General features: G+C 72.5%; 16 protein-coding genes and 1 tRNA gene. 7 read left to right on the forward strand and 10 right to left on the reverse strand.

What is annotated here, in order from left to right; all coding sequences use genetic code 11:
• Complete coding sequence (locus P3T29_RS22315) at positions 1-1,359, forward strand: AAA family ATPase (RefSeq protein ID WP_280718340.1); 1,359 nt, start codon at positions 1-3, stop codon at positions 1,357-1,359.
• Positions 1,360-1,536: 177 nt separating this feature from the next.
• Positions 1,537-1,896 carry a UBP-type zinc finger domain-containing protein gene (locus tag P3T29_RS22320; RefSeq protein ID WP_280718341.1) on the forward strand — a complete coding sequence of 120 codons (360 nt, stop codon included), beginning with the start codon at positions 1,537-1,539 and terminating at the stop codon, positions 1,894-1,896.
• A gap of 28 nt (positions 1,897-1,924) precedes the next feature.
• On the opposite strand, the gene P3T29_RS22325 is transcribed toward P3T29_RS22320, so the two are convergent.
• On the reverse strand, positions 1,925-2,869 hold the full coding sequence (locus P3T29_RS22325; protein ID WP_280718342.1) for a DUF5996 family protein: 945 nt from the start codon (positions 2,867-2,869) through the stop codon (positions 1,925-1,927).
• A gap of 259 nt (positions 2,870-3,128) precedes the next feature.
• On the opposite strand from P3T29_RS22325, the gene P3T29_RS22330 reads away from it, so the two are divergent.
• The 3 genes from P3T29_RS22330 to P3T29_RS22340 all read left to right on the forward strand — a co-directional run bounded on the left by P3T29_RS22330 (position 3,129) and on the right by P3T29_RS22340 (position 4,419).
• A complete protein-coding gene (locus P3T29_RS22330) occupies positions 3,129-3,530 on the forward strand; it encodes a hypothetical protein (RefSeq protein ID WP_280718343.1) in 402 nt (133 codons plus the stop codon).
• A gap of 142 nt (positions 3,531-3,672) precedes the next feature.
• Positions 3,673-4,278 carry a bifunctional DNA primase/polymerase gene (locus P3T29_RS22335; RefSeq protein ID WP_280718344.1) on the forward strand — a complete coding sequence of 202 codons (606 nt, stop codon included), beginning with the start codon at positions 3,673-3,675 and terminating at the stop codon, positions 4,276-4,278.
• Between the two features lie 67 nt (positions 4,279-4,345).
• A tRNA-Lys gene (locus tag P3T29_RS22340) sits at positions 4,346-4,419 on the forward strand.
• A 51-nt stretch (positions 4,420-4,470) separates the two neighbouring features.
• Here the strand turns inward: P3T29_RS22340 and acnA are convergent.
• The 9 genes from acnA to P3T29_RS22385 form a co-directional block, all read right to left on the reverse strand.
• Positions 4,471-7,149, reverse strand: coding sequence for an aconitate hydratase AcnA (acnA, locus tag P3T29_RS22345; protein ID WP_280718345.1), 2,679 nt, complete (start codon positions 7,147-7,149; stop codon positions 4,471-4,473).
• 92 nt (positions 7,150-7,241) lie between these two features.
• Entirely contained in the window at positions 7,242-8,816 is a 1,575-nt protein-coding gene (locus tag P3T29_RS22350; protein ID WP_280718346.1) for an amino acid adenylation domain-containing protein, read from the reverse strand.
• Between the two features lie 108 nt (positions 8,817-8,924).
• The gene (locus P3T29_RS22355; protein WP_280718347.1) at positions 8,925-10,634 is read right to left on the reverse strand and encodes an asparagine synthase-related protein; all 1,710 of its coding nucleotides are present in this window, start codon (positions 10,632-10,634) and stop codon (positions 8,925-8,927) included.
• A gap of 21 nt (positions 10,635-10,655) precedes the next feature.
• Complete coding sequence (locus P3T29_RS22360; RefSeq protein WP_280718348.1) at positions 10,656-11,450, reverse strand: hypothetical protein; 795 nt, start codon at positions 11,448-11,450, stop codon at positions 10,656-10,658.
• A complete protein-coding gene (locus P3T29_RS22365) occupies positions 11,450-12,829 on the reverse strand; it encodes a hypothetical protein (protein ID WP_280718349.1) in 1,380 nt (459 codons plus the stop codon). The genes P3T29_RS22360 and P3T29_RS22365 overlap by 1 nt, the downstream gene beginning before the upstream one ends.
• Before the next feature lie 33 nt (positions 12,830-12,862).
• Positions 12,863-13,594, reverse strand: coding sequence for a phytanoyl-CoA dioxygenase family protein (locus P3T29_RS22370; RefSeq protein ID WP_280718350.1), 732 nt, complete (start codon positions 13,592-13,594; stop codon positions 12,863-12,865).
• Between the two features lie 6 nt (positions 13,595-13,600).
• A complete protein-coding gene (locus P3T29_RS22375) occupies positions 13,601-15,289 on the reverse strand; it encodes a condensation domain-containing protein (protein WP_280718351.1) in 1,689 nt (562 codons plus the stop codon).
• A gap of 281 nt (positions 15,290-15,570) precedes the next feature.
• Entirely contained in the window at positions 15,571-17,595 is a 2,025-nt protein-coding gene (locus P3T29_RS22380; protein WP_280718352.1) for an alpha/beta fold hydrolase, read from the reverse strand.
• A complete protein-coding gene (locus P3T29_RS22385) occupies positions 17,592-18,554 on the reverse strand; it encodes a TauD/TfdA family dioxygenase (RefSeq protein ID WP_280718354.1) in 963 nt (320 codons plus the stop codon). The genes P3T29_RS22380 and P3T29_RS22385 overlap by 4 nt, the downstream gene beginning before the upstream one ends.
• A gap of 498 nt (positions 18,555-19,052) precedes the next feature.
• On the opposite strand from P3T29_RS22385, the gene P3T29_RS22390 reads away from it, so the two are divergent.
• Positions 19,053-19,382: a hypothetical protein gene (locus P3T29_RS22390; protein WP_280718355.1), complete on the forward strand. Its 330-nt coding sequence runs from the start codon at positions 19,053-19,055 to the stop codon at positions 19,380-19,382.
• Positions 19,383-19,583: 201 nt separating this feature from the next.
• Positions 19,584-20,978: a CoA transferase gene (locus P3T29_RS22395; RefSeq protein ID WP_280718356.1), complete on the forward strand. Its 1,395-nt coding sequence runs from the start codon at positions 19,584-19,586 to the stop codon at positions 20,976-20,978.
• The last annotated feature ends 71 nt before the right edge of the window (positions 20,979-21,049 follow it).

Genomic DNA, 21,049 nt, shown 5'->3' on the forward strand with positions numbered 1-21,049 from the left:
ATGACCACCGAGCCCGACCCCGCAGACCCCGCCGCGGCCGCCGACGCCACCGTGGCCGAGATCCTGACGGCGGTCTCCCGCCCCTCCCCCGGCGCCCCGCGCGGGGTGGTGGTCGACTCACCGCCCGGCGCGGGCAAGTCGACGCTGGTGGTGAAGGCGGCGCGGGAGCTGGTCGGGCAGGGCGAGCGGTTGATGATCGTCGCCCAGACGAACAGTCAGGTCGACGACCTGGTGGACCGGCTCGCCGGGAAGGGCCCGGACCTGACCGTCGGCCGCCTGCACGCGAGCGACTCGCGCCCGGCGGCGGAGGCGCTGCGGCACTCCAACGTGACCGCCTCCGCCAAGGTCGCGGACCTGCTGGAGCACGACGTGGTGATCTCCACCGCCGCGAAGTGGCAGTGGGTCAAGGCCGAGGCGCCGTGGCGGCACGCGATCGTGGACGAGGCGTACCAGATGCGCTCGGACGCGCTGCTCGCCGTGGCCCGGCTGTTCGAGCGGGCGCTGTTCGTCGGGGACCCGGGCCAGCTGGACCCGTTCACGGTGGTCGGCACCGACCAGTGGGCAGGGCTCTCGTACGACCCGTCCAGCAGTGCAGTCGTCACCCTGCTCGCGCACAACCCGGCGATCCGCCCGCACCGCCTGCCGGTCTCCTGGCGGCTGCCGCACTCCGCCGCGCCGCTGATCTCGGCCGCCTTCTACCCCTACACCCCCTTCCGCTCCGGCACCGGCCCGGACGAGCGTCGGCTGACGGCCACCGTCCGCCCGGACGGCTCTGCCGTCGACGCGGCGATCGACGAGGCCGCCGAGCACGGCTGGGCCCTGCTGGAGCTGCCCGCCCGGCACGCCGTACGGACGGACCCGCAGGCCGTCGCCGCCGTGGCCGCCACCGTCGACCGCCTGCTGCGGCGTGGCCTCACCGCGCACTCCGAGCACGGTTCCCAGCCGCTCACCCCCGCGCGGATCGCGGTCGGCACGGCCCACCGCGACCAGGCGGCGGCGGTCCGCGCCGCGCTGACGGCGCTCGGCGTCCCGGTGGACCCGGCGGCGGGCCCGGCGGTTACGGTGGACACCGCCAACCGGCTGCAGGGGCGCGAGTACGACGTGACGGTCGTCCTGCACCCGCTCTCCGGCCGGCCGGACGCCACCGCCTTCCACCTGGAGACCGGCCGGCTCTGCGTCCTCGCCTCCCGGCACCGGCACGCCTGCATCGTGGTCGCCCGGGCGGGGATCGCCGAACTGCTGGACGACCACCCGTCGACCGAGCCGGTGTCGCTCGGTGTCACGGTCAAGTTCCCGGACGGCTGGGAGGCCAACCACGCCGTCCTCGCCCACCTCGCCGGGCACCGCGTGCGGCTGTAACGTCCGGGGAGAGGCCGCGCCGGCGGGCAGCCGGGCGCTCCCCCGGACAGTGCGGCTGAACCTACTGGGCAACTGAACTACTGGCTCCGCGAGGACATCCGATGTCCGATGTCCGACAAGCACTGAAGACCGAAGCAGCGCCCGGCGGAGCCTGCACCACGTGAGGAGGCAGGTCAGATGGCCGACGACCGGATCCCAGGGATCGATCCCACTGCGCAGCCGAGCGGGGACGGATGTGCGGACTGCCTGGCGGGCGACGGGCCGGGATGGTGGTTCCACCTGCGGCGCTGTGCCGAGTGCGGGCACATCGGATGCTGCGACTCCTCGCCCTCGCAGCACGGCACGAAGCACGCCCGAGCGGCCGGACACCCCTTCCTGACCAGCTTCGAGCCCGGTGAGGAGTGGTTCTGGAACATCGAGACCGACCAGTACTACGAGGGTCCGCAGCTCGCCCTGCCCACCGCGCACCCGGCCTCGCAGCCGACCCCGGGCCCACGTGGCAAGGTCCCTGCCGACTGGCAGCTCCACCTGCACTGACCTACCGAACGTACTCGGCCGAACGTACTCAGAGCGGCCGGGCCCGCGCGTACGGGTCGGTGATCCCGTCCGGGCAGGCGAGCCCGGCGACGTCCCAACCGGCCCGGCGGGCGCCTGCCTGGTAGGCGCTCTCGTAGAAGGCGAGAACGGCTCCTCGCGGATCGGTCTCGGCGCGGGCATCGTCGTAGCGCAGCACCGCGAGGTGGCTGCTGTTGCGGGCGACCCACTGTGCGGGCGGGGGGCTGAGTGGTTCCTCGGTCAGCTGGGCGGGCTCGGGAGCCGTGTAGGAGTAAAAGGCCGGCTCGGCGAAGGTGGCGTCCCCGAACCAGAAGCCGAAGCTGATCACCTCGCTGGAGTACGCCTCCCGGGTGACCGAGTCGGCCTCCGGCGGCTGGTCGACGACCCGCCCGGAGAACCGTGAGTGGGCGAGGTCCATGGTGTGCCAGAAGTGGTGCACCGGGCTGACCTTCCCCGCGAAGCGCGCCGCGAACTCCTCCAGCAGCAAGGCCACTTGGCTGAGGATCTGCCAGTAGCGGTTGGCCTGCACCGGATCGTAGGCCGCGTGCTCGAAGTCCTCGGCGAACGGCCGGGCGGCGTCGGGCAGATCGAACGGGTGGGGAGCCGCGATCTCCACCCGGACCCCGAGCGCGGCCAGCGCGGCCAGCGTGTTGCGGTGGAACGAGGCCACGGACTGGCCGAGCAGCGAGAAGGACACCGCATCGCCGTCCACCGTCGCGACGACCAGTTGGTGGCCGACGAAGTCGAAATCGATGGTGAAGACCGGACTGCCGTCGGCCCGGCCCGTCGGACGGGTGGTGAGCCCGCGCCCGGTGAGCTGGAACGGGACGTTCCACCAGTGGTTTCGCCGCACACTCGCCGCGAGGCGGATCTTGCCCACGACCTGCGCGAAGCGGTGCACCGTCTCCTTGGTGTCCTGCCACTCGGCGAGCGGCATGGGTGGGAACAGCTCCATCGCGTACCCCTTTCCGGCCTGTCCTCCCCGGTTCCACACGCAGTTCCATCATGGCCACGCGGGGCGGCGCACGGCACCTCGCCGGATCGTGCGACGCCGACGGCGGGGCGTGTCAGACAGGGCCTAAGGAGCGCATCGGCACGGGGACCGGCGTGCGGCCGCGGAATAGCGCTTGCACGCGCACCGTTCCGCTACGGGCCGTCGCGGAGCGACAATGGACGGCGGCCGACCAGCCACACCACCCCGGAGGTGCCCGAACATGCCCGAACGCCAGTCCCCGGTCTCCGACCAGAGCGGCCCCACCGCGCCGGCCGCCACGGGCGCGGGCGCCCCCGTCCGCCGGTTGCGGCCGGCCCAGCTGCTCTTCGAGCCGCAGGCCGACGCTCCGGAGCCGGAACGATTCTTCGACCTCGAATCCATCGACGACCCCGCCGAACTGCTGCGTCGTTCGACCGAGTTGACGCTCGCCTTCCGGGCCGCCGCCGAGCGCGCGACGGACTTCCAGGCGGTCGCGGCCGCCCAGCTCGCCGACCCCCGCCGGTTCGACGCGATCTCGCCCGCCGAGATCGCGTCCCAGGTCGAGTGGACGCCCGACTACGCGGCCCGGATGGTCGAGTACGGCCGCGGCCTGCTGAAGCAGCCGCGCCGCGGCGAGCACTGACCCACCGCAGCGGCGGGTGGCGGCGGGTATTCGATCGCCAGTGGCATATGCCGGGCGGGAGGGTACCGGCCTCCCCGGGGCACTGTCCGGCAAACGGCGTTTTCCCTCCGCACCCGGCCCGGCGCGCGCCACGCTGCTGGGCGTGGACATCTGGACGTATCAATCCGTGGAGTACGTCACCGTGGCCGGTGAGACCTGGCTGGCTTCGGCGAGCGAGTACCCGCGCAGCATGCGCGCGCTGTGGCAGTCACGCCCCTGGGCCCCCTCGGTCCTGCCCTGCGGCCGTACCTTCGACGTGATCAGCATGCCTTCGCTGTTCGGCCGCAGGGTGCTGGACGAACTCTGGGCCTCCGGACCGGGCTGCGGGCCGGTCGCCGCCTTCCGTGGCCGCACCCTGCTGTTCGTCCAGCCGGGCGCCGCACCCCGGCTGCGGACCCTGCTGGCCTGGGAGGAGTGGGCCCGCGACGTGCCGCCACTGCTCTGCCACGGGACAGGCGACGCCGTGACCGTACCCCCCGTCCAGCGGATGGTGGACGCCCCGGACTCCCCCGGCCGGGGGGCGGGCCGCTGGATCGTGGCCCCCGACTCCAAGGAGCCGTGGCTGCCCGGTGCCGCCGTGGTGCTGTGGGCCTGCGTCCGCGCCTCGCGCGGTCCCAGTGCCACGAACGCCACAGGCTCGGCGGCCTCCGCAGACCCCGCAGGCTCCGGGCCGGGCACCGGCGGCCTGTACCCCCTGCCCTCGGCCTGATACCCGCACGGCGGTATTCGATTTTGGCTCCACCCGGACCCGCTGCTAAAGTTTCGCCTGTCACCAAGCGCCGCTAGCTCAGTTGGTTAGAGCAGCTGACTCTTAATCAGCGGGTCCGGGGTTCGAGTCCCTGGCGGCGCACAGTGCACAGGCAGTAGGGCCCCTCGCTCCGGCGAGGGGCCCTACTGCATTTCACTCGGCTCGGCCGGGGGCGGACGCCGGGACGAGACCGTCCCTGATGAAGGGAAGCACCCCGCCGGCACCCAGGTACTCCACCTCGCGGGCGGTCTCGACGGCTGCCGTGGCCGTGAAGGTCACCGACGAGCCGTCAGCGCGGCGGATCCGGACCAGGACCCCGCCGTGCGGCCGGAGGCTGGACAGGCCGGAGAGGTCGATCTCCTCGGAGCCGTCCAGCCCGTAGTCGGCACTGCTGCGCCCCTTGGGGAACCGCAGCGGAAGCACCCCCATGCCGACCAGGTTGCTCCGATGAATGCGCTCGAAGCTCTCCGCCAGGACCGCACGGACCCCGAGCAGCGCCGTTCCCTTGGCCGCCCAGTCACGGGCGCTCCCGCAGCCGTACTCCCGCCCGGCGACCACCACCAGGGGCACGTCGGAGGCTCGGTAGAGCTCAGCTGCGGCGTGGATCGACAGCAGTTCGCCGGAGGGCCGGTGTCGCGTCCAGGGGCCGACCCGGCCGTCTGCCATGGCGTTCCGAAGCCGTGGGCTGGCGAAGGTCCCTCGGAGCATGACGTGGTGGTTGCCCCGGCGGCTGCCGTAGCTGTTGAACTCCGGCTCGTCGATCCCCAGACGGGACAGGAAGCGGCCGGCGTCGCCGTCCGGTGTGATCGCCCCGACGGGCGAGATGTGGTCGGTGGAGACGCTGTCCCCGAGGAGCGCCAGGATCCGCGCCCCGGTCAGCTCGGCGGGCGCCGGGCCGGTGCTCGGGGTGTCGACGTACGGCGGTTCGAGGATGTAGCTGGACTCCGCCTCCCAGGTGTACAGCTCCCCCACGGGCGCAGGGAGCGACTGCCAGCGCTCGTCGCCGCTGAACAGGTCCGCGTAGGCGGAGGCGTACAGTTCGGGGCCCACCGAGGTGCGCACCGCTGCGGCGACCTCCGCCGGTTCGGGCCACAGGTCGCGCAGGTACACCTCGCGCCCGTCGTCGGCGGTGCCGACGGGTTCGCTGACCAGGTCCTTGGTCACCGTGCCGGCCAGGGCGTAGGCGACCACAAGCCCGGGCGAGGCCAGATACGCCGCGCGGATCTGCGGGTGCAACCGGCCCTCGAAGTTCCGGTTCCCGCTCAGTACGGCGGCACCGAGGATTCCGTCCTCGGTCACGGCTCGCGCGGCCTCGGGGGTGAGGGGTCCGCTGTTCCCGTGGCAGGTGGTGCAACCGAACGCCACCACGTCGAAGCCCAGCTTCTTCAGGGGATCGAGCAGCCCGGCCCGGTCGAGGTACTCCGGCACGGTGCGGCTTCCCGGCGCGAGGCTGGTCTTGGTCCACTCGGGAACCCGCAGACCGAACTCCACCGCCCGCTTGGCCACCAGGCCAGCGATGACCATCGAGTCAGGGTGCGAGGTGTTGGTGCAGCTCGTCAAGGCGGCGAGCAGCACCGATCCGTCGGCCGGCGCACCGTCCCTGGTCCGCGTCGCGGTCGCGACCGGCCCACGCGCTCGTGCCAGGCTGTCCGGCACCTCCGCCAGCGGCACCCGCTGGTCGGGCCGATGGGGACCCGCCACGCAGGGTTCCACCGTGGCCAGGTCGAAGGTGACCGTCTCGGAGTAGCGGATCGCGGACACCGCATCCGGCTGGTGGAACAACTGCTGGGCCCGGCAGTACCGTTCGACCAGCTCCACCTGTTCGGCGCTCCGACCGGTGGACCGGAGGTAGCGCAGCGTCTCGTCGTCCACCGGGAAGAAGGCCGTGGTGGCCCCGTAGTCGGGCGCCATGTTGGCGACAGTCGCCCGGTCGTGCACCGCCAGGCTCGCGACGCCCTCGCCGTGGAACTCCAGGATCGCCCCCAGGACCCCGAGGGAGCGCAGGAACTGAGTGATCGTCAACACCAGGTCGGTAGCCGTCACACCGGGGCGCAGGCGGCCGGTCAGCCGGACCCCGATCACCCTCGGCGGAGCGAGCAGTACCGGTTCGCCGAGCAGCACGGACGTCGCCTCGATGCCGCCGACGCCCCAGCCGAGCACACCGAGCGCGCCCACCATGGACGTGTGGGAGTCCGTGCCGAGGACGGTGTCGGGGCGGGCGAACGGCCGTCCGTCCTCACCCTCGGTGACGACGGCGACCTGGGCCAGTCGCTCCAGGTTGATCTGGTGGATGATGCCCTTGCCCGGCGGCACGATCCTGAGCTGCGAAAACGCCTGCCCCGCCCAGCGCAGCAGGGCGTAGCGCTCGCCGTTGCGGGCGAACTCAAGGTTCGTGTTGGTCCGCAGGGCGTCGCGGCCCGAAGCGTCGACCCGGACGGTGTGGTCCACCACGAGATGGGCCGGAAGCACGGGGTTCACCTGGTCTGCGGAGATGCCGCGCCGGACCGCAGCCGCCCGCAACGCGGCGAGGTCGAGCAGCACCGGGATACCCGAATAGTCCTGCAGGACCACCCTGGACGGCTGGAACGGCAGGTCCTCGGCCCGGCCGCCGTCGGCGCTCCAGCGGGCGACGGTGGGCACCAGCTCCGGTCCGCACCGGCCGACAGCGGCCAGGTGGGCAGTGTTCTCCAGCAGGATCCGCGCCACGTACGGCAGCGTCGCGAGGTCCACGCCGGCCGCCGCCGCGATCTCGGTGAGGTTGTACCGGCTGACGTCGGTCTGCCCGCCGGATCGGCTCTGCGACGGCTGCGGCTGCGGCTGGATACTGGTCATGGTCGCGGGCTCACTTCTGCGTTCTCACTTCTGCGTTGGAGGCAAATCGGGTCGGCGGCGCCGTGGGAGGACGGTCAGCCATGGGAGGACGGTCAGGCGGAGGATTCACGGTCACCGCTCGGGGAGGCGAGCAGGTCCAGCAGCACGGCCTGGTCCAGCTTCCCGTTCGCGCTTCTCGGGAGAGCGTCCACCCGGCGCACCGTGGGCGGGACCAGGTAGTGGGGTAGCACCTCGGCCAACTCGCCCTGGAGGGATGATGGTTCGGGGCAGGTGTGGTCGCCCCGGTAGAACAGGGCGAGGCGGTCCCAGGCTCCGTCCGCCCCTGGGACAGGGACGGGGAGTACCGCGCACTCCCTGACGCCGGGCAGGCGGAGCGCGGCGTGCTCGATCTCGGCAGGCTCCACCCGGTAGCCGGAGATCTTGATCTGCCGGTCGGCCCGCCCCAGGTAGTGCAGCACCCCGTCCGCGTCCCGGCACGCGACATCGCCGGTCCGGTAGAGCCGGGTCGGGACGCCGTCGAGGTCCGTGGTGACGAACTTCTCGGCATTCGCCCCGGGGTTGTCCAGGTACCCGAGCGCGAGCCCGTCGCCCGCGACGCAGATCTCGCCCGGCACGCCGTCCGCGACCAGGGCACCGCCGTCGAGGAGGTGCACGGCCGTGGCGGGGGCCGGGCGGCCGATGGGGATGCCATGAGGTGCGTCGCAGTCCGCCAGGCGCACCGCGCGGGTGGTGGCGAACACACAACTCTCCACCGGTCCGTAGCCGTTCAGCAGCGAGACCTGCGGATGGCGCCCGACGAAGGAACGGACGTGCGGCACCGACAGCCGCTCTCCGCCGGTCATCACCTGTCGGACGCCGGCGAAGCAGTCGAGATCCTCGTCGACGAAAAGGTTGAACAGTGAGGCGGTGAGCCAGACGGTATCGACCCCGGCGGACTCGACCAGGCCGCGCAGCTCGCCGGGGAAGAGGTAGTCGCCGTCGACGATCACGCTGGTGCCACCGGTGGTGAGCATGCCCCACAGTTCCAGGCTGAACGCGTCCCACGGAACCGGGGCGGCCTGTACCGTCACCCGTCCCCGTCCGAAGTCGGCGAACGTCCTGCCGTCGAAGAGCCGGGTGGTGGCCCGGTGCGGCGAGACGACTCCCTTCGGAGCACCGGTCGTCCCCGAGGTGAAGAACACCGTCGCGGCGGCCGAGGCGTCGACGACGGTCGCCGTCGGCACCTTCGCCGAACGGGCCGCCGCCGGGAGCCCGCCCGTCGGCGGTGCCCAGACCGGCGTTCCGGTCTCGGCGCCGGGCCGGTCGGTCACCAGCAGCCCGGCCCCCAAGGCGCCGACCACCGCGCGCCTCCGGTCGCCGGGCCACCGGTGGTCCAGGGCCGAGTACGCGGCCCCGCACTTGAGGACGGCCAGCAGTACCGCGACCAGCGTCGGCGAACGCTTCAGCAGAACGGGCACCAACTGTCCCGGGCCGACCCCGAGCCGCTGCAACTCTGCGGCGTAGGCGTCGGCTGCGGCGTCCAGTACGGCGTAGCTGATCCGCTCGTCCTTGAAGATCAGGGCGACGGCGTCCGGACGGGTCCGGGCCTGCCAGGTGACCGCCTGGTGGATCGTCTGCCCGACCGTTCCCGTGCGGCGTTCGGTGGCGGAGACGGAGGCACCAGCCATCGCGTCACTGTCCTTTCTCTCGTTGCGGCAGCGTTGCAGCGGCCTTGCGGTGGCCTTTCAACGGCCTCGTAGGCCGGGCCGGCGTCGGTTCGTTCGACGGGTGAGCGCTCAGGCGCCCAGCCACTCCAGCCAGGAGCCGAGCGTCAGCAGGGGGAAGACGAGTCCGGCCACGGCCTGATCACCACGGAGGACGCGGCCGAGCAGCTCGTCCAGGCCGTCCGGCCGCAGTCCTGCGGCGACCAGCCGGTCGCGGTGCCCGGTCAGCTCGGCGTGAACGCGCGGAGCCACCCGGCCGGTCAGCCAGTCCGTGACCGGCGCCCGGAACGGCTTCTTCACCTCGTCGCCGTACGCGGGCAGTTCGGCCGCGAATGCCCGGCGGAGCGGCAGCTTCGTCTGCCCGTGGTCCACCAGCCGGGAGAACGGCAGCGACGCGGCGAGCGCGGGGAGCCCGCCGTGCAGGAACGGGGTACGCCCCTCCACTCCCTGGGCCATCAGCAGGTGGTCGGACCGTCGCAGGAGCGGTTCCAGGCTGTGCTGGTACTCGAACTCCCGCACCACCTCCGCCGCCGGTCGTCCGCCGGCCGGCGGCAACGCCGCACCGAGGGCGTCGCGCGCGGCGGCGTACGCGTCCGACGGGAGCAGGTCCCGGACGAGTCGTCCTTGGTCCGCCGACAGGTAGAACTCGGCGGGTTCGGTCAGCTCGGCCAGCCGCAGGTAGCTGCGGTACCCGCCGAACAGCTCGTCGGCGCCCTCGCCGAGGAGCAGCGCCACGATGCCGCTCTCCCGGGCCAGCCTGGCGAGTGCGGCGTACATCGGCACGCTGGTCATCGCCGTCGGCTCGCCCAGCACCCGTACGGCGTCGGCGACCCCGTCGAGCAGGTCGTCCGGTCCGAACCCGATCCACCGGTGCCGCCAGCCGCGCCAGGCTGTTCCGGTCAGCCGCAGCGCCGAGAGGTCGGTGACACCGTCGCCGCCACCTCTCGGGACCACGCTCACGGTGGCCAGCTCCCGTACGCCCCGGCGGGAGAGCTCCGTCGCGAGGATGGTGGAGTCCAGACCGCCGCTCAGCGCCAGGCCGAGCGGGCGGTCGGACACCAGGACGCGTTCCACCGCGAGTGAGACGGCGGCGCGCAGTTCCTCCGGGGTGGCCGGCTCCCGGCCCCCGGTCGGCTGCGGAGCGCCGAGCCCTGCCACCAGTTGCTGCACCCGGCCCTCCTTCAGCAGGAGCCGACTGCCGGGGGCCACCGGCTCGATGTCCTGGAAGAACGTTCCGCCGTCCACCACCCGGCCGAAGAGCAGGAACTGACCGATGGCCTCCGGGCGGACCCGGACCGGACCGAACAGGTCGAGCAGGGCCGGGATCTCCGAAGCGACGGCAGTGCCGTGGGGATGCCTGCGCAGGTACAGCGGCTTGATGCCGAACGGGTCCCGGGACACCTCGACGCAGCCGTCGGGCGACCGGCGTACCTGCGCGTACATCCCGTCCAGGGCGGAGCAGTCGTGCTCATCGACCGCCTGGCCCTCGTCGAGCCCGCCGGCCGGCACGGTCGTCCGCCCGGTGCCGGACAGCGCGCCCGGACCGACCGCGTAGACCTCGCCGTTGTAGGCGTACGCGACGGACCCGGCCTCGGCGGTGAAGGGCACGCGATCATCCGGGAGGCTGCGCAGGCGCAGCCGGCACATGGCGACGGCGGACTGCGCGTCTCCGCACACCCCGTGACCGTCCGGCCCCCGGTGCAGCAGCTTCTCGATGCCCGCCCCGGCCAGCCGGTCGGCCCTCAGGGCCTGCCCGGACGCCGCGCCGGGGGTCAGGCACACGCCCACGACACCGCACACGGGTCAGGCCCCGGGCTGGGCGACGGCGGTGTACATGCGGGTCTTCGGCGCCTGGCCGAACTCGCAGTCGGAGAGCAGGCCGAGGCTGCGGCCGTCGACGTCCGCCTTCTCCAGCAGCGCCAGGATGTCGCCGTGGTCGAAGCGCTGCTCGCGCCCCCGGCCCTGGTACCACTGCAGCAGCAGCTCGGGGGCGATGTCCCCGTGCGGCAGCAGGGCGTCCGTCAGGACGTCCCCGGCGGCGGCGAAGTCGATCGTCTTCGCCTCGGCGTCGTAGAAGGACTCCAGCGTCCCGCGCTCCCGGCCGGTCTCGATCATGCGCTCGTCCATCGGGTACAGCCCGAGCTTGATGGAGGCGCGGAGCTGGCCGCCGTCGGCGAGCAGGTCGAGCATGCCCTCGACACCCTTGCGCGCCTCGGTCTCGCTGAAGCGGTTCACCAGGCGGTCGTTGAGGACGAACCGCTGGGTGCCGCGCAGGCCCTCGGGGGCGGGGCGGGTGATGTCGTGCCGGAGGACCTGACAGGAGCCGGCCGGCAGCGCGGAACGCAGATCGGCGCACATGCGCTCGGAGAAGTCCAGGACGGTGACCTCGGCGCCGCGCGCGATCAGGGCCTCGACCAGGTCCTTGGTGGAGGCGCCCACCACGGTGCAGCGGTCCCCGGCCTGGATGCCCGAGGTGAAGAGGTCGATCTCCTCCTCGCTCGGCTTGGCGGTGGTCCGGCCGGACTCCCAGAACAGGGAGCCGATCAGGTCCCAGGCCTCGGACTTGCGGTTCTCGGTCTCAATCGTCTGCGTGGTCATCAGTTGCTCCCGATCGGGTCGAGCAGGCTGGAGTTGTAGTCGCCTGCGAGTACGTGGTTCAGGTAGGTGCCCGCGCCGCCGACGACGCGGTAGCCGTGCGGCACGCCGGCGGGGATGAAGACGCTGGCGGGGCTCTGCACCGGGAAGGTCTCGTCGCCGAGGGTCACCTCGACGGACAGGCCCCGGTAGCCCTCCTCCTCGCCGAGGAAGATGAAGAGGCTGTCGCAGTGGTGCACGTGGGTGTCGACGTGCCCGGTGCCGTAGTCGTCCAGCAGCGGGACGCGGCGGGCGATGCAGTACTGCTCGGCGCCGGGTACGAACCGGTTGTCCACCAGCACGAAGCGGTCGCCCGGTCCCTTGCGGTGGTAGCGCAGCTCCGTCGCGGAGATCACCTGCGGGTCCACCACCCAGTCCGTGGGCCGGGCCGACAGAGTGGGCCGCGCGGTGCTGCCCTCGCGGCCCACGTCGGCGGGCTTCACCCACTCGTACGCGGACGGCTCCCGCTCGACGGCGGCGACGTGCAGCTTGGCCACGTGGTGGAAGACGTCGCGGCCGACCACGGGACGCCGGTGGTCGGGCATGGATCGCGAGTACGCGCCGACCCGACGGCTGAGCTCGGCCAGCAGGCCGCCGTTCACGAGCGGCCGGGTGCCTCGGTAGTCGAGGTTGACGGCGAGTGAGACGTAATCGGTGATCCCGGCGCGCTCGCCCAGACCGTTGACGGAGGTGGAGACCCAGGCGGCCCCCGCGTCGACCGCCGCCAGCGAGTTGGCCAGCGCCAGCCCCCGGTCGTCGTGCAGGTGGACCTCGATGTCCGTGCCCGGACAGCTCTCCCTAAGCCGGGAGATCCGCTCGCGGATGTCCTCCGGTTCCATCACACCGAGGGTGTCTGCGAAGCAGATCCGCTCGGCACCCGCCGCCGTGGCGATGCGGTACGCCTCGGCCAGTTCCGCGCCGTCGGTGCGGCTGCTGTCCTCGACGGTGAAGCGAACCCGCAGGCCCAGCCGACGGGCGTGGGTCACGGACTCCTCGACCATCGCGTACAGGTCCGGCAACTGCCGTCCGGGCAGCCTCGAACGCCGGGACACCTCGTTGATGCCCAGAAAGATGCCCACCCAGGCAGCGCCGGTCTTGGCCACTGTCTCGATGTCGTCACGCCGCGCGCGGGCGTGGGCCAGCACCGGTACATCGCCGGCCGCCTCCACCACCGCCGCGACCCGCAGCAGTTCGTCCGAGCTGACCGCGGGGTGACCGCACTCGATGGCGTCCGCTCCGGAGCTCGCCAGCAGCCGGGCGATCTCCACGCTCTGGTCGAGTGTGAAGCGGCCGTGAGCCGACTGCATTCCCTCACGCAGGGTGCTGTCGATGATGTACGTCACTAGGTCTCCTGGATTCGTCTTTGAGCAGGCAGGTCAGGCGTTTCCGAGCGCCGCCAGGTCGGCGAGCGGGAAGCTGTCCTTGGCCCGGAAGTCCGGGTCCGAGGCGTCCGCGAACACGACGACCATGCCGCGCCGGTCGTTCGGTGAGGTGTTGGCCGCGCTGCCGTGAGCGAAGTAGCGGTCCCACATCACGCCGTCTCCCGGGGCGAGTTCGAACTGGACGGGCTCGTTCAGGCCGTCCTCGGCGATGTCGAGGCTGGCGTGCCACCGGTAGTGCGGCCGGTCGTGGTGATCGATGCACCCGTCGGCGTGCGAGCCGGGGCAGCCGAACAGGCCGCCGTTGGCGGGGCTCACCGGGGTCAGCGCCGTCCAGACGCTGAACGCCTTGGGGTAGGTGTAGGTCCACAGTGCCTGGTCCTGGTGCAGGGCGACCTCGGTGCCGACCAGGGCGGGCTTGAGGAACGCCGCGTGGAACACCACCGCCGCGTCCTCCCCGACCACCGTCCGGGCCAGCTCGGTGACCCCGGCGCGGTTGAGCATCGGGCCCCACAACGTGGGGTCGTTCCACAGGAGTCGGCGCAGCTTGCGCAGCCGGCGGACCCCGGCGGCCTCGTCGTACTCCGCCTCGTAGTCCGAGGCCACGTGCTCGGCGGCGTCGAAGGTGTCGAAGAACTCCAGGGCACGCCGCTGGTCCTCGGGGCCGAGGAGCTCCGGGAGGACCTGGTAGCCGTCCCGGCCGTATGCGTCGATGTCGATGGTGGGCACGCTGAATCAGCTTCCTGTCTGGATGGTCGGGAACGACTGGTGACGTCCGGCGTCGAGAACCTCGCGCACGGGCAGGTCCGGTCGGCGGGCGAGGGCCGCGACCGCGCCGAGGAAGTCCCCGGCGAACTCCCGGACGTACTCGGCGGTGTACTCCGAGCGGTGGTGCAGGACGGTGAGTCCCACCACCGGCCCGTCCCGGAGCAGCCACATGTGGAGACCGGGCGAGTCCGCCGTCTCCGCCAGAAAGACGGGCTCGACCTCCGTCCCGGCGAGTCGCAGCGACCTGCCCCACAGCTCGTTGAACATGAAGTACACGCCGGGGTCCTTGCGGAAGCCCGCCGGAACCGTCGGCCACATCCGCCGGCGGACGTACCAGGCAGGCAGGTCGCCGTGGGCCGTCGCCGCGAGTGCGGTCTCCCGGACGGCGACCACGAGCTGCCGGAAGGTCTGCGACAGGTCGAGGTCCGAGGTCGGGAAGACACCGTTCGCGAACCAGCCGACGGTGTCCTGGTACTCGGGCTCAAGGCGGTTGGCGGCGGTGGTGAGCACGGTGACGCGGGAGCGCCCGGTCTGCCGCGCGATGAGCGCCTTGAGCACGGCCAGGCTCACGCAGTACGGCGTGGTGCGCAGCTGCCGGCAGATGTCGTCGAGCGCGGCGACGGTCTCGGACGGAACGTCGAGGTGCAGACTGGCCGGGTCGGCCAGTCCTCGGTCGGGGCGGTAACCGGGCAGGCGGACGGCGAACGCGGCCGGGTCCGGGCCCAACTGCTCCTTCCAGTACCCGGCGACCTCGTCGGCCCGCCCGTTCTGGAAGCCGTCCCACTGCCGCGCCGACCAGTCCTGGTACGCGCCCGAGTCGGTGAGCCCGGGCTCCTCCCCGGCGAGCCGTGAGCGGTAGGCGGCGCCGAGGTCCTTGACGATGACGTCCAGCGACCAGCCGTCCGCGGCGACGTGATCGAAGACCAGCGCCAGGAAGTGGTCGTCGGGGGCGCAGCGGACCAGGTGCGTGCGGGTCAGCGGGGCTCTGGTCCGGTCGAAGGTGCGGCGGACCTCCTGGTCGAGGATGCGCAGCGCTTCGCGGGGCCGGTCCTGCTCGGGAAGCCATGAGACGTCGTCGACCAGCAGCAGCGCGGCCGGGTCGGCAACGTGCTGACGTACCGTCGGGCCGTCCACCCGCAGCACCGTACGCAGCGCGGGGTGCTGGTCCACCACGTCCTGCGAGGCCGCGTGCAGTGCCGCCCGGTCGAGCGGCCCGCGCACCCGGTAGACCACGTGGAACTGCAGGGCGGGCGCGTCCGGGTCGCTCACTCCGGAGAGCACGGCCCACTCCTGGGCCATGGACGCACGGCCCAGGTGGTCGCTGGAGCGGGACGCGCTGTCGTCCGTGCCCGTCGCCGCCTGCGCGGTGCGGGCCTCGTCGACCCGGGCCGCCAGTTCGCGGATCGAGCCGGCCGTGAACACGGCCTGGGCGGAGACCCGGGCCCCGAGGAGTTCGGCCACGCGCTTGATGACCCGGAAGGCCAGCAGGCTGTTGCCGCCGAGGTCGAAGAAGTTGTCGTCGAGCGCGATGTCCGCCCGCTCCAGGATCTCGCGGTGGATCCGGAGCAGGTGCGCGTGGGTCTCCTCGGTGACAGACCCGCCGGTCGGGGCCGTGGCGTCGGCGTCGCCCCGCGTGAAGGATTGTGGTGCTGGCAAGGGAGTTCTCCTCGACCGGACAAGGGAGGGAGGCTGTGGGCACGACGCTCGCTCGCTGGGCGTCGGCGATCCCGTCCCGGTTCCCGGTGATCACTGGCTTCGTCCAGCTTCGTCGCAGATCAGCAGCGTGAGAAGGGAATCGGGGTGGACGCATCCGGCCGTGGACCCTTCCGTCCACCGAGGTGCGGGTCGTCGCGGACCGAGGCAACCGGGCACCCCCGACGGGGGCGCGAGGAACGGTCCGCTCCGGGCTCGCGCCCCTGGTCCGGCCGGCGCTCGACCTAGCGGCGGACGTCCTGGGACACCGTGGCCGGGTCGAGCCGGACACTCGCGGCGAACCACTCGGCCAGCTCCCGCAGGCGGCGCTCCACCTCGTGCTCGTCCGGCCCGGTGACGACGGCGAGACCGGCCCGCAGGTTCGACGCGACTGTGGCGTCGGGCATGACCGTGCCGGCCGCGACGGCGACCTCGGCGTACACGACGCCGGGACGGGCCAGGACCTCGTCCGCCGTGGGCACCGACCGGAGCAGGCCCGGCGCCGCGGGCAGGTTCATCCCGCCGATGGCGGCGCCCTCGGCGAGTGAAGGACCGCCGACGTCCCCTCCGGGCAGGCCGAGCGCGACCCGGGCCCACTCGTCGTGGAGATCGATGCCGTAGGCGCGCTTCACGACCTCGTCCGTCCTCCCGCCGCCCACCCGCGCCGCACACTCGCCGAAGACGATCTCCCCGTCCTCGGCGTGCTGGAAGACCTCGAGATGGAAGACACCGTCGCGAAGCTCGAGGGCCTCGAACGCCGTCCGGGCGACGGCTCGGGTCAGCGCGTACAGCTCCGGATGGGAGTCCGGCGAGAGGACCACGTGAGCGACCAGTCCACCGTCGTGCACCTCGATCAGGTTCTGCAGATACCGGGAGACCGAGAGCAGCCGGATCTCCCCGTCGCGGACCAGTCCGTCGACCTTGAACTCGGTTCCCGGGACGAACTCCTCGACGAGCCAGGGCCCGGACCCGTTTTCGACCGCCCGGGCGACCGTCGCCCGGAAGGCGTCCGGGTCGGACAGCACCCAGGTGTTCCGGACTCCTCCGCCGTCGAGCGGCTTGAGCACCAGCGGGAATTCCAGGGTCGCCGGGTCGAGCGCGTCGAGGTCGTCGACGACGGCGCAGGCGGCGGTCCGCACGCCGGCCGCGCGGACGAGCTGCTTCTGCACGAACTTGTCCCTCATGCCGAGGGCCCGCCGGAACGCCTGGCCGCCTGGACGGCCGAGGTCCGCGAGGACGGCGGCGTTGAGGAGGCAGAATTCCAGACCACTGCAGACCGTCGCGAAGTCACGGACCGCCTGGCCCTGGCGGGCCAGGCCGGCCAGCACGTCCGTGGTGCTCGTCGGATCGGGTACGACGACTGTCCGCGCACCGGCGGCCCGCGCCGCAGCCGCGTCGGACGGCTTCACAACGCAGGTGACCGGCCGGCCGGTACGGACGAGCGCGGTCACGGCCCGGGCCATCCAGCCGATATGGAGGACAGCGGAACTCGATTGCATGACTTCCCCGTGGGTTGTTGGAAGGGCGGCGCCAGGAGGCTCCGCGAAAGCGGTGCGGTAGAAGTCGGCGACGAGGCCGACGGCAGAGTCCCGGAGGAACGAGGCATGGGTTCCCTCGGTCACGGCACAGAAGAAGAGCGGGTTTCGCCGGGCGGTCGTCCTGGCCCGCTCGGCAGCAGGCACCACGGGACTGTCGCGGGCGATGACCGAGAGCACCGGGATCTGCAACGCGGTGGCGGCGTCCAGCAGATGGCTGTAGTCGTAGGTCCACTTCAGGAAGCTGGCCTCGGCCCACTCATCGGCCTCGTACCGCTCCCGGAACGGCTCGAAGGACTGATCGAGCAGCACCACACTCGCAATCCGCTGCGGCCCGAGCGTCACCGCCAGCACTGCGGCCACCAGTGCCCCGTACGAGTAGCCGACGACATGGACCGGCTGCGGCAGCGCGTCGAAGATCCGCTGGACGTCGGCAGCGAAGTCCAGCGGTGAGTAGCCCCATTCCGGGGCCGGGCTGCGACCGTGCGCGCGCAGCGACGGATAGACGGCGACCGCGCCCTCCGGGCAGAGCGCGTCACCCAGCGGCCGCAGTCTGGCCTTGTCGTCCCCGAAGCCGTGCAGCAGGAGCATGGAGCCGGGAGCACAGGGCCCGACAGCGCTTCCCGGCCTGCTGTCCCAGTCGATCAGCTCGACACGGCCGATGGTCGCCAGCTCCGGAGCCGGCAGGTGCCCGTCCGGTGACTCCCGCTCCGGAGCCGCGCCGTGGCGCGTCACCCGAACGCGGGAACAGGGCGGCCGATGAACTCCGGTGCGGCGCCCGGCGGCCAGACGCCGCCACGGTAGCTGCCGCCTGCGGTCGCGCCGTACAGGGAGGCGAAGTGCTCCGGCAGTTCCGGGCTGCCGGAGAAGGCCAGCCAGAGCCTGAGCAGCAGCCGCTCCCGGCCGCCCCCACCGGTGAAGGCCGTACGGGCGTGCAGGATGTGGAAGTTGTTGATGAGCTGCAGGTCGCCCTCACGCAGCTCCATGTCGAGGGCGAAGCCCGGCCGTTGCAGGATCTCGTCCAGCGCGTCCATGGCGGCGGTCTGCGAACCGGTCAGCCGGGGCGCCGAGGCGTGACGCTGCGAACCCACGATGAAACGGCGCACGTACCGGGCCGCGAAGCCCCCCTCCGTCCGGCTGAACACCGGGATGCCCGACCACGGCTGCTCCCCGGGCTGCTCCTCGCCGCGCCGGTCGTTCGGCAGCGGCTGGTAGAGCTCGGCCAGCAGGTCCGGCCGTTCGGCGGCAAGCAGGTCGTGGACCGCCTTGGAGGAGGCCACCCGGCTCAGGCCGCCGGAGCCGGCCGGCCGGACACAGAGCAGGCCCACCACATCCGTCCGGTCCACGTGGAAGGGCAGGTCCGCAGAGCTCTCGTAACCGCGCTGGACCGGGCTGGAGATGTCGGCGCCCCGGTCCTCGACCCGGCCGATCAGGTCGCCCTTGCCGCTCTGCGAGACGGGCCTGCCGAGCAGCAGGCCGAGCAGCCAGTAGGCCATCTCGTACTCGCGCGGATCCACCCCCGCGACCGGGAAGCCGGTCGCCACGACGAACCCCAGGCCCCCGGCCAGCCGCTCGCGCAGTTCGGCGGCGAACTCCTCCGTGCGGACCAGGCCCACCGGGCGCGGCGCGGTGAGTTCGAGCGGGTGGCCGGCGGCGATCGTCGCGCGCGCCGCCGTGAGCAGCTCGGCCGCCACCTCGGGCGGGGTGGGAATCCGCCAGAGCTCCTGAGGGCCAGTCAGATCTTCTCCCCGCCAGCCGGATCGCACCTCAGAATTCACATAGTCCATCGCACACCGAATTTCTAGGATTGGGTTTCCGGAACCGGCTGCCGGAGAGAGCCTTCAGACGCCGGTCCCGCTCGCGGCAACGGCGGGGTGGACCCGAATCACCGGGCCGGGATTCGCGGACGGGTTTCCGCACGGAGAAGAGCCGGCCGCGCTCGGGCCGGAGAGCGGATTCCGCGCCGGGGGCGCGGATCGCAGGTCCGGGCCGTTACTGACGGAATATCCGAGCCGCACCGGGACGAGAGCAGACGCTATACACGGTCGAGCCCGGCTGTCCACCTGTCGTGGGTCACAGGAGTTCGCCGGCCCGCGCCGCGCCGGCCCCCGGGCGTGGACGGTTCCGGCCTGAGCGGAAGTGGCCTGGCCCTGCCTGTTAATGACTTGTCGTCAGTCCGCCACAATGACGGGATGTACTTCGTCCTCGCCACGCTGCGCGCGAGTCCCGGCAGCGCCGTTCCCGACGGCCTGGTCACCTCGCTCAGCTCCTGGGCGACCGCCGAGGACCGCCTTCAGCACCTGGTCGCACACGTCACCGGGCCACGAACCGTCGCGTTGGGCCTGTTCCTGGTCGCACCCCGGCTGGCAGAGGCCGAACGCACGGCGGCGGTCCTGTGCCGACGCGCCATACAAGCGGACCCGGCACTGCGGAATCTGGAACTGATCGACTGCCAGTCGCCGCTGATCGGCCGGTTCTACGAGCGGATGCTGGACGTTCCCCGGCCGGGGTGGACGGAATAGTCCACGGCCGGATCCGTCCACCGCACTACCCTTCTCAAGTCGCTGAGCTGCGATGAAGCTGATGACCACCGGGAGACGAACCCGCCGGCCGGGTCGAACGGCGTCGCCCGGACACGGTCCACGCCGTGCCGGGTGACCGCCGTCCCCAGCCGGTCTGCGGCGCCGTCAGGACCGAGACAGACAGAGAGGCGTGGTGACGTGATGTCGACGTTGTCGCAACAGTTGCTGGACGAGGCGTGGGCCTGCCTCGGCGGGCTGCCCGAACGAACCGCGAGCGTGCGGTGGACCGGCCCGCAGGACCTGCTGCCCTCCCGGCTGGAGGTCGCCGCGCTGGCGGGGGCGAGCGTGGCCGCCGCCGCACTGGCCGCCGCCGACCTCGCGGCCGTACGGGACGGCGGTCCGGCGCCCGCCGCCCAGGTGGACGCGGCCAGGGTCGCCACCGCGTTCGCCAGCGACCGGGCGCTGCGCCTGGACGGCCAGGAGCAGGTGAGCTGGTCACCGCTGTCGAGGTTCTGGCGCAGTTCCGACGGCTGGGTACGTACGCACAGCAACTACGCCCACCACGAGGCACGCCTGCTCGATGCGCTCGGTGTGAGGGCCGACGCCGAGGACCCGGTGGCAGCGGTCGAGCACGCGATCGCCGCCCGCACGTCCGACGAGGTGGCCGAGACGGTGACCGCACACGGTGGACTGGCCGTCGCGGTGCGAAGCGCGCCGGCCTGGGCCGAGCACGCCCAGGGCGCGGCCGTGGCCGCACTCCCGCTGCTGACGCTGGAACGGTTCTGCGACGCACCGGTCACCCCCCTGACCCCCAGCCCGCACCAGCCGCTGCGGCCGGCCGCAGGGCTGCGCGTGCTCGACCTGACCCGCGTGATCGCCGGCCCGGTGGCCACCCGCACGCTGGCCCTGCTCGGCGCGGATGTGCTGCGGATCGACAGCCCCGGCCTGCCGGAGATCACGGCCCAGCACCTGGACACCGGGGCGGGCAAGCGCTCCACCTTCCTCGACCTGGAGAAGCCGTCGGACCTGGACGTCTTCGAGGAACTGCTGACCACGGCCGACGTGGTGGTGACCGGATACCGCCCGGACTCACTGGACCGCTTCGGGCTCGACGCCCGGTCGCTGCTCGCGCGACGGCCCGCACTGGTGGTCGCGTCGCTCAGCGCCTGGAGCCTCCACGGTCCGTGGAGCCGGCGGCGGGCCTTCGACAGTGTGGTGCAGGCCGCCTGTGGGATCGCGGACCTCGAGGCGGCGCCGGACGGTACCCCGGGGGCCATGCCGGTCCAGGCGCTGGACCACGCCACCGGCTACCTGCTGGCCGCCGCGGTGCTGCGAGCCGTGGCCCGCAGGGCGGTGGAGGGCGGCGGCTGGTACGCCGAACTGTCGCTGGCCCAGACCGCGGCCTGGCTGCTCCGCCAGCCGGTCGCCGACGTAGCGGGCCCCCGGGGCCACGGTGGCGGGGACTGCACGGCCGAGCGCGCTACGGACCTCGGCACAGTGCGCTACGCACTGTCCCCGGTCCAGATCAGCGGCGGGCCCGAGGACTGGACCCGGCCCGTCGGCCGACCGGGCGCCGACGCACCCGGGTGGCAGTGATCCGCCAGTAGGCAGCCACCCGACCAGCCACCCTGCGGTGGCTGGTCGGGTGCCTACCGGCGGAGCCCCCA

Source organism: Kitasatospora sp. MAP5-34 (assembly GCF_029894335.1).
Taxonomy (GTDB): domain Bacteria; phylum Actinomycetota; class Actinomycetes; order Streptomycetales; family Streptomycetaceae; genus Kitasatospora.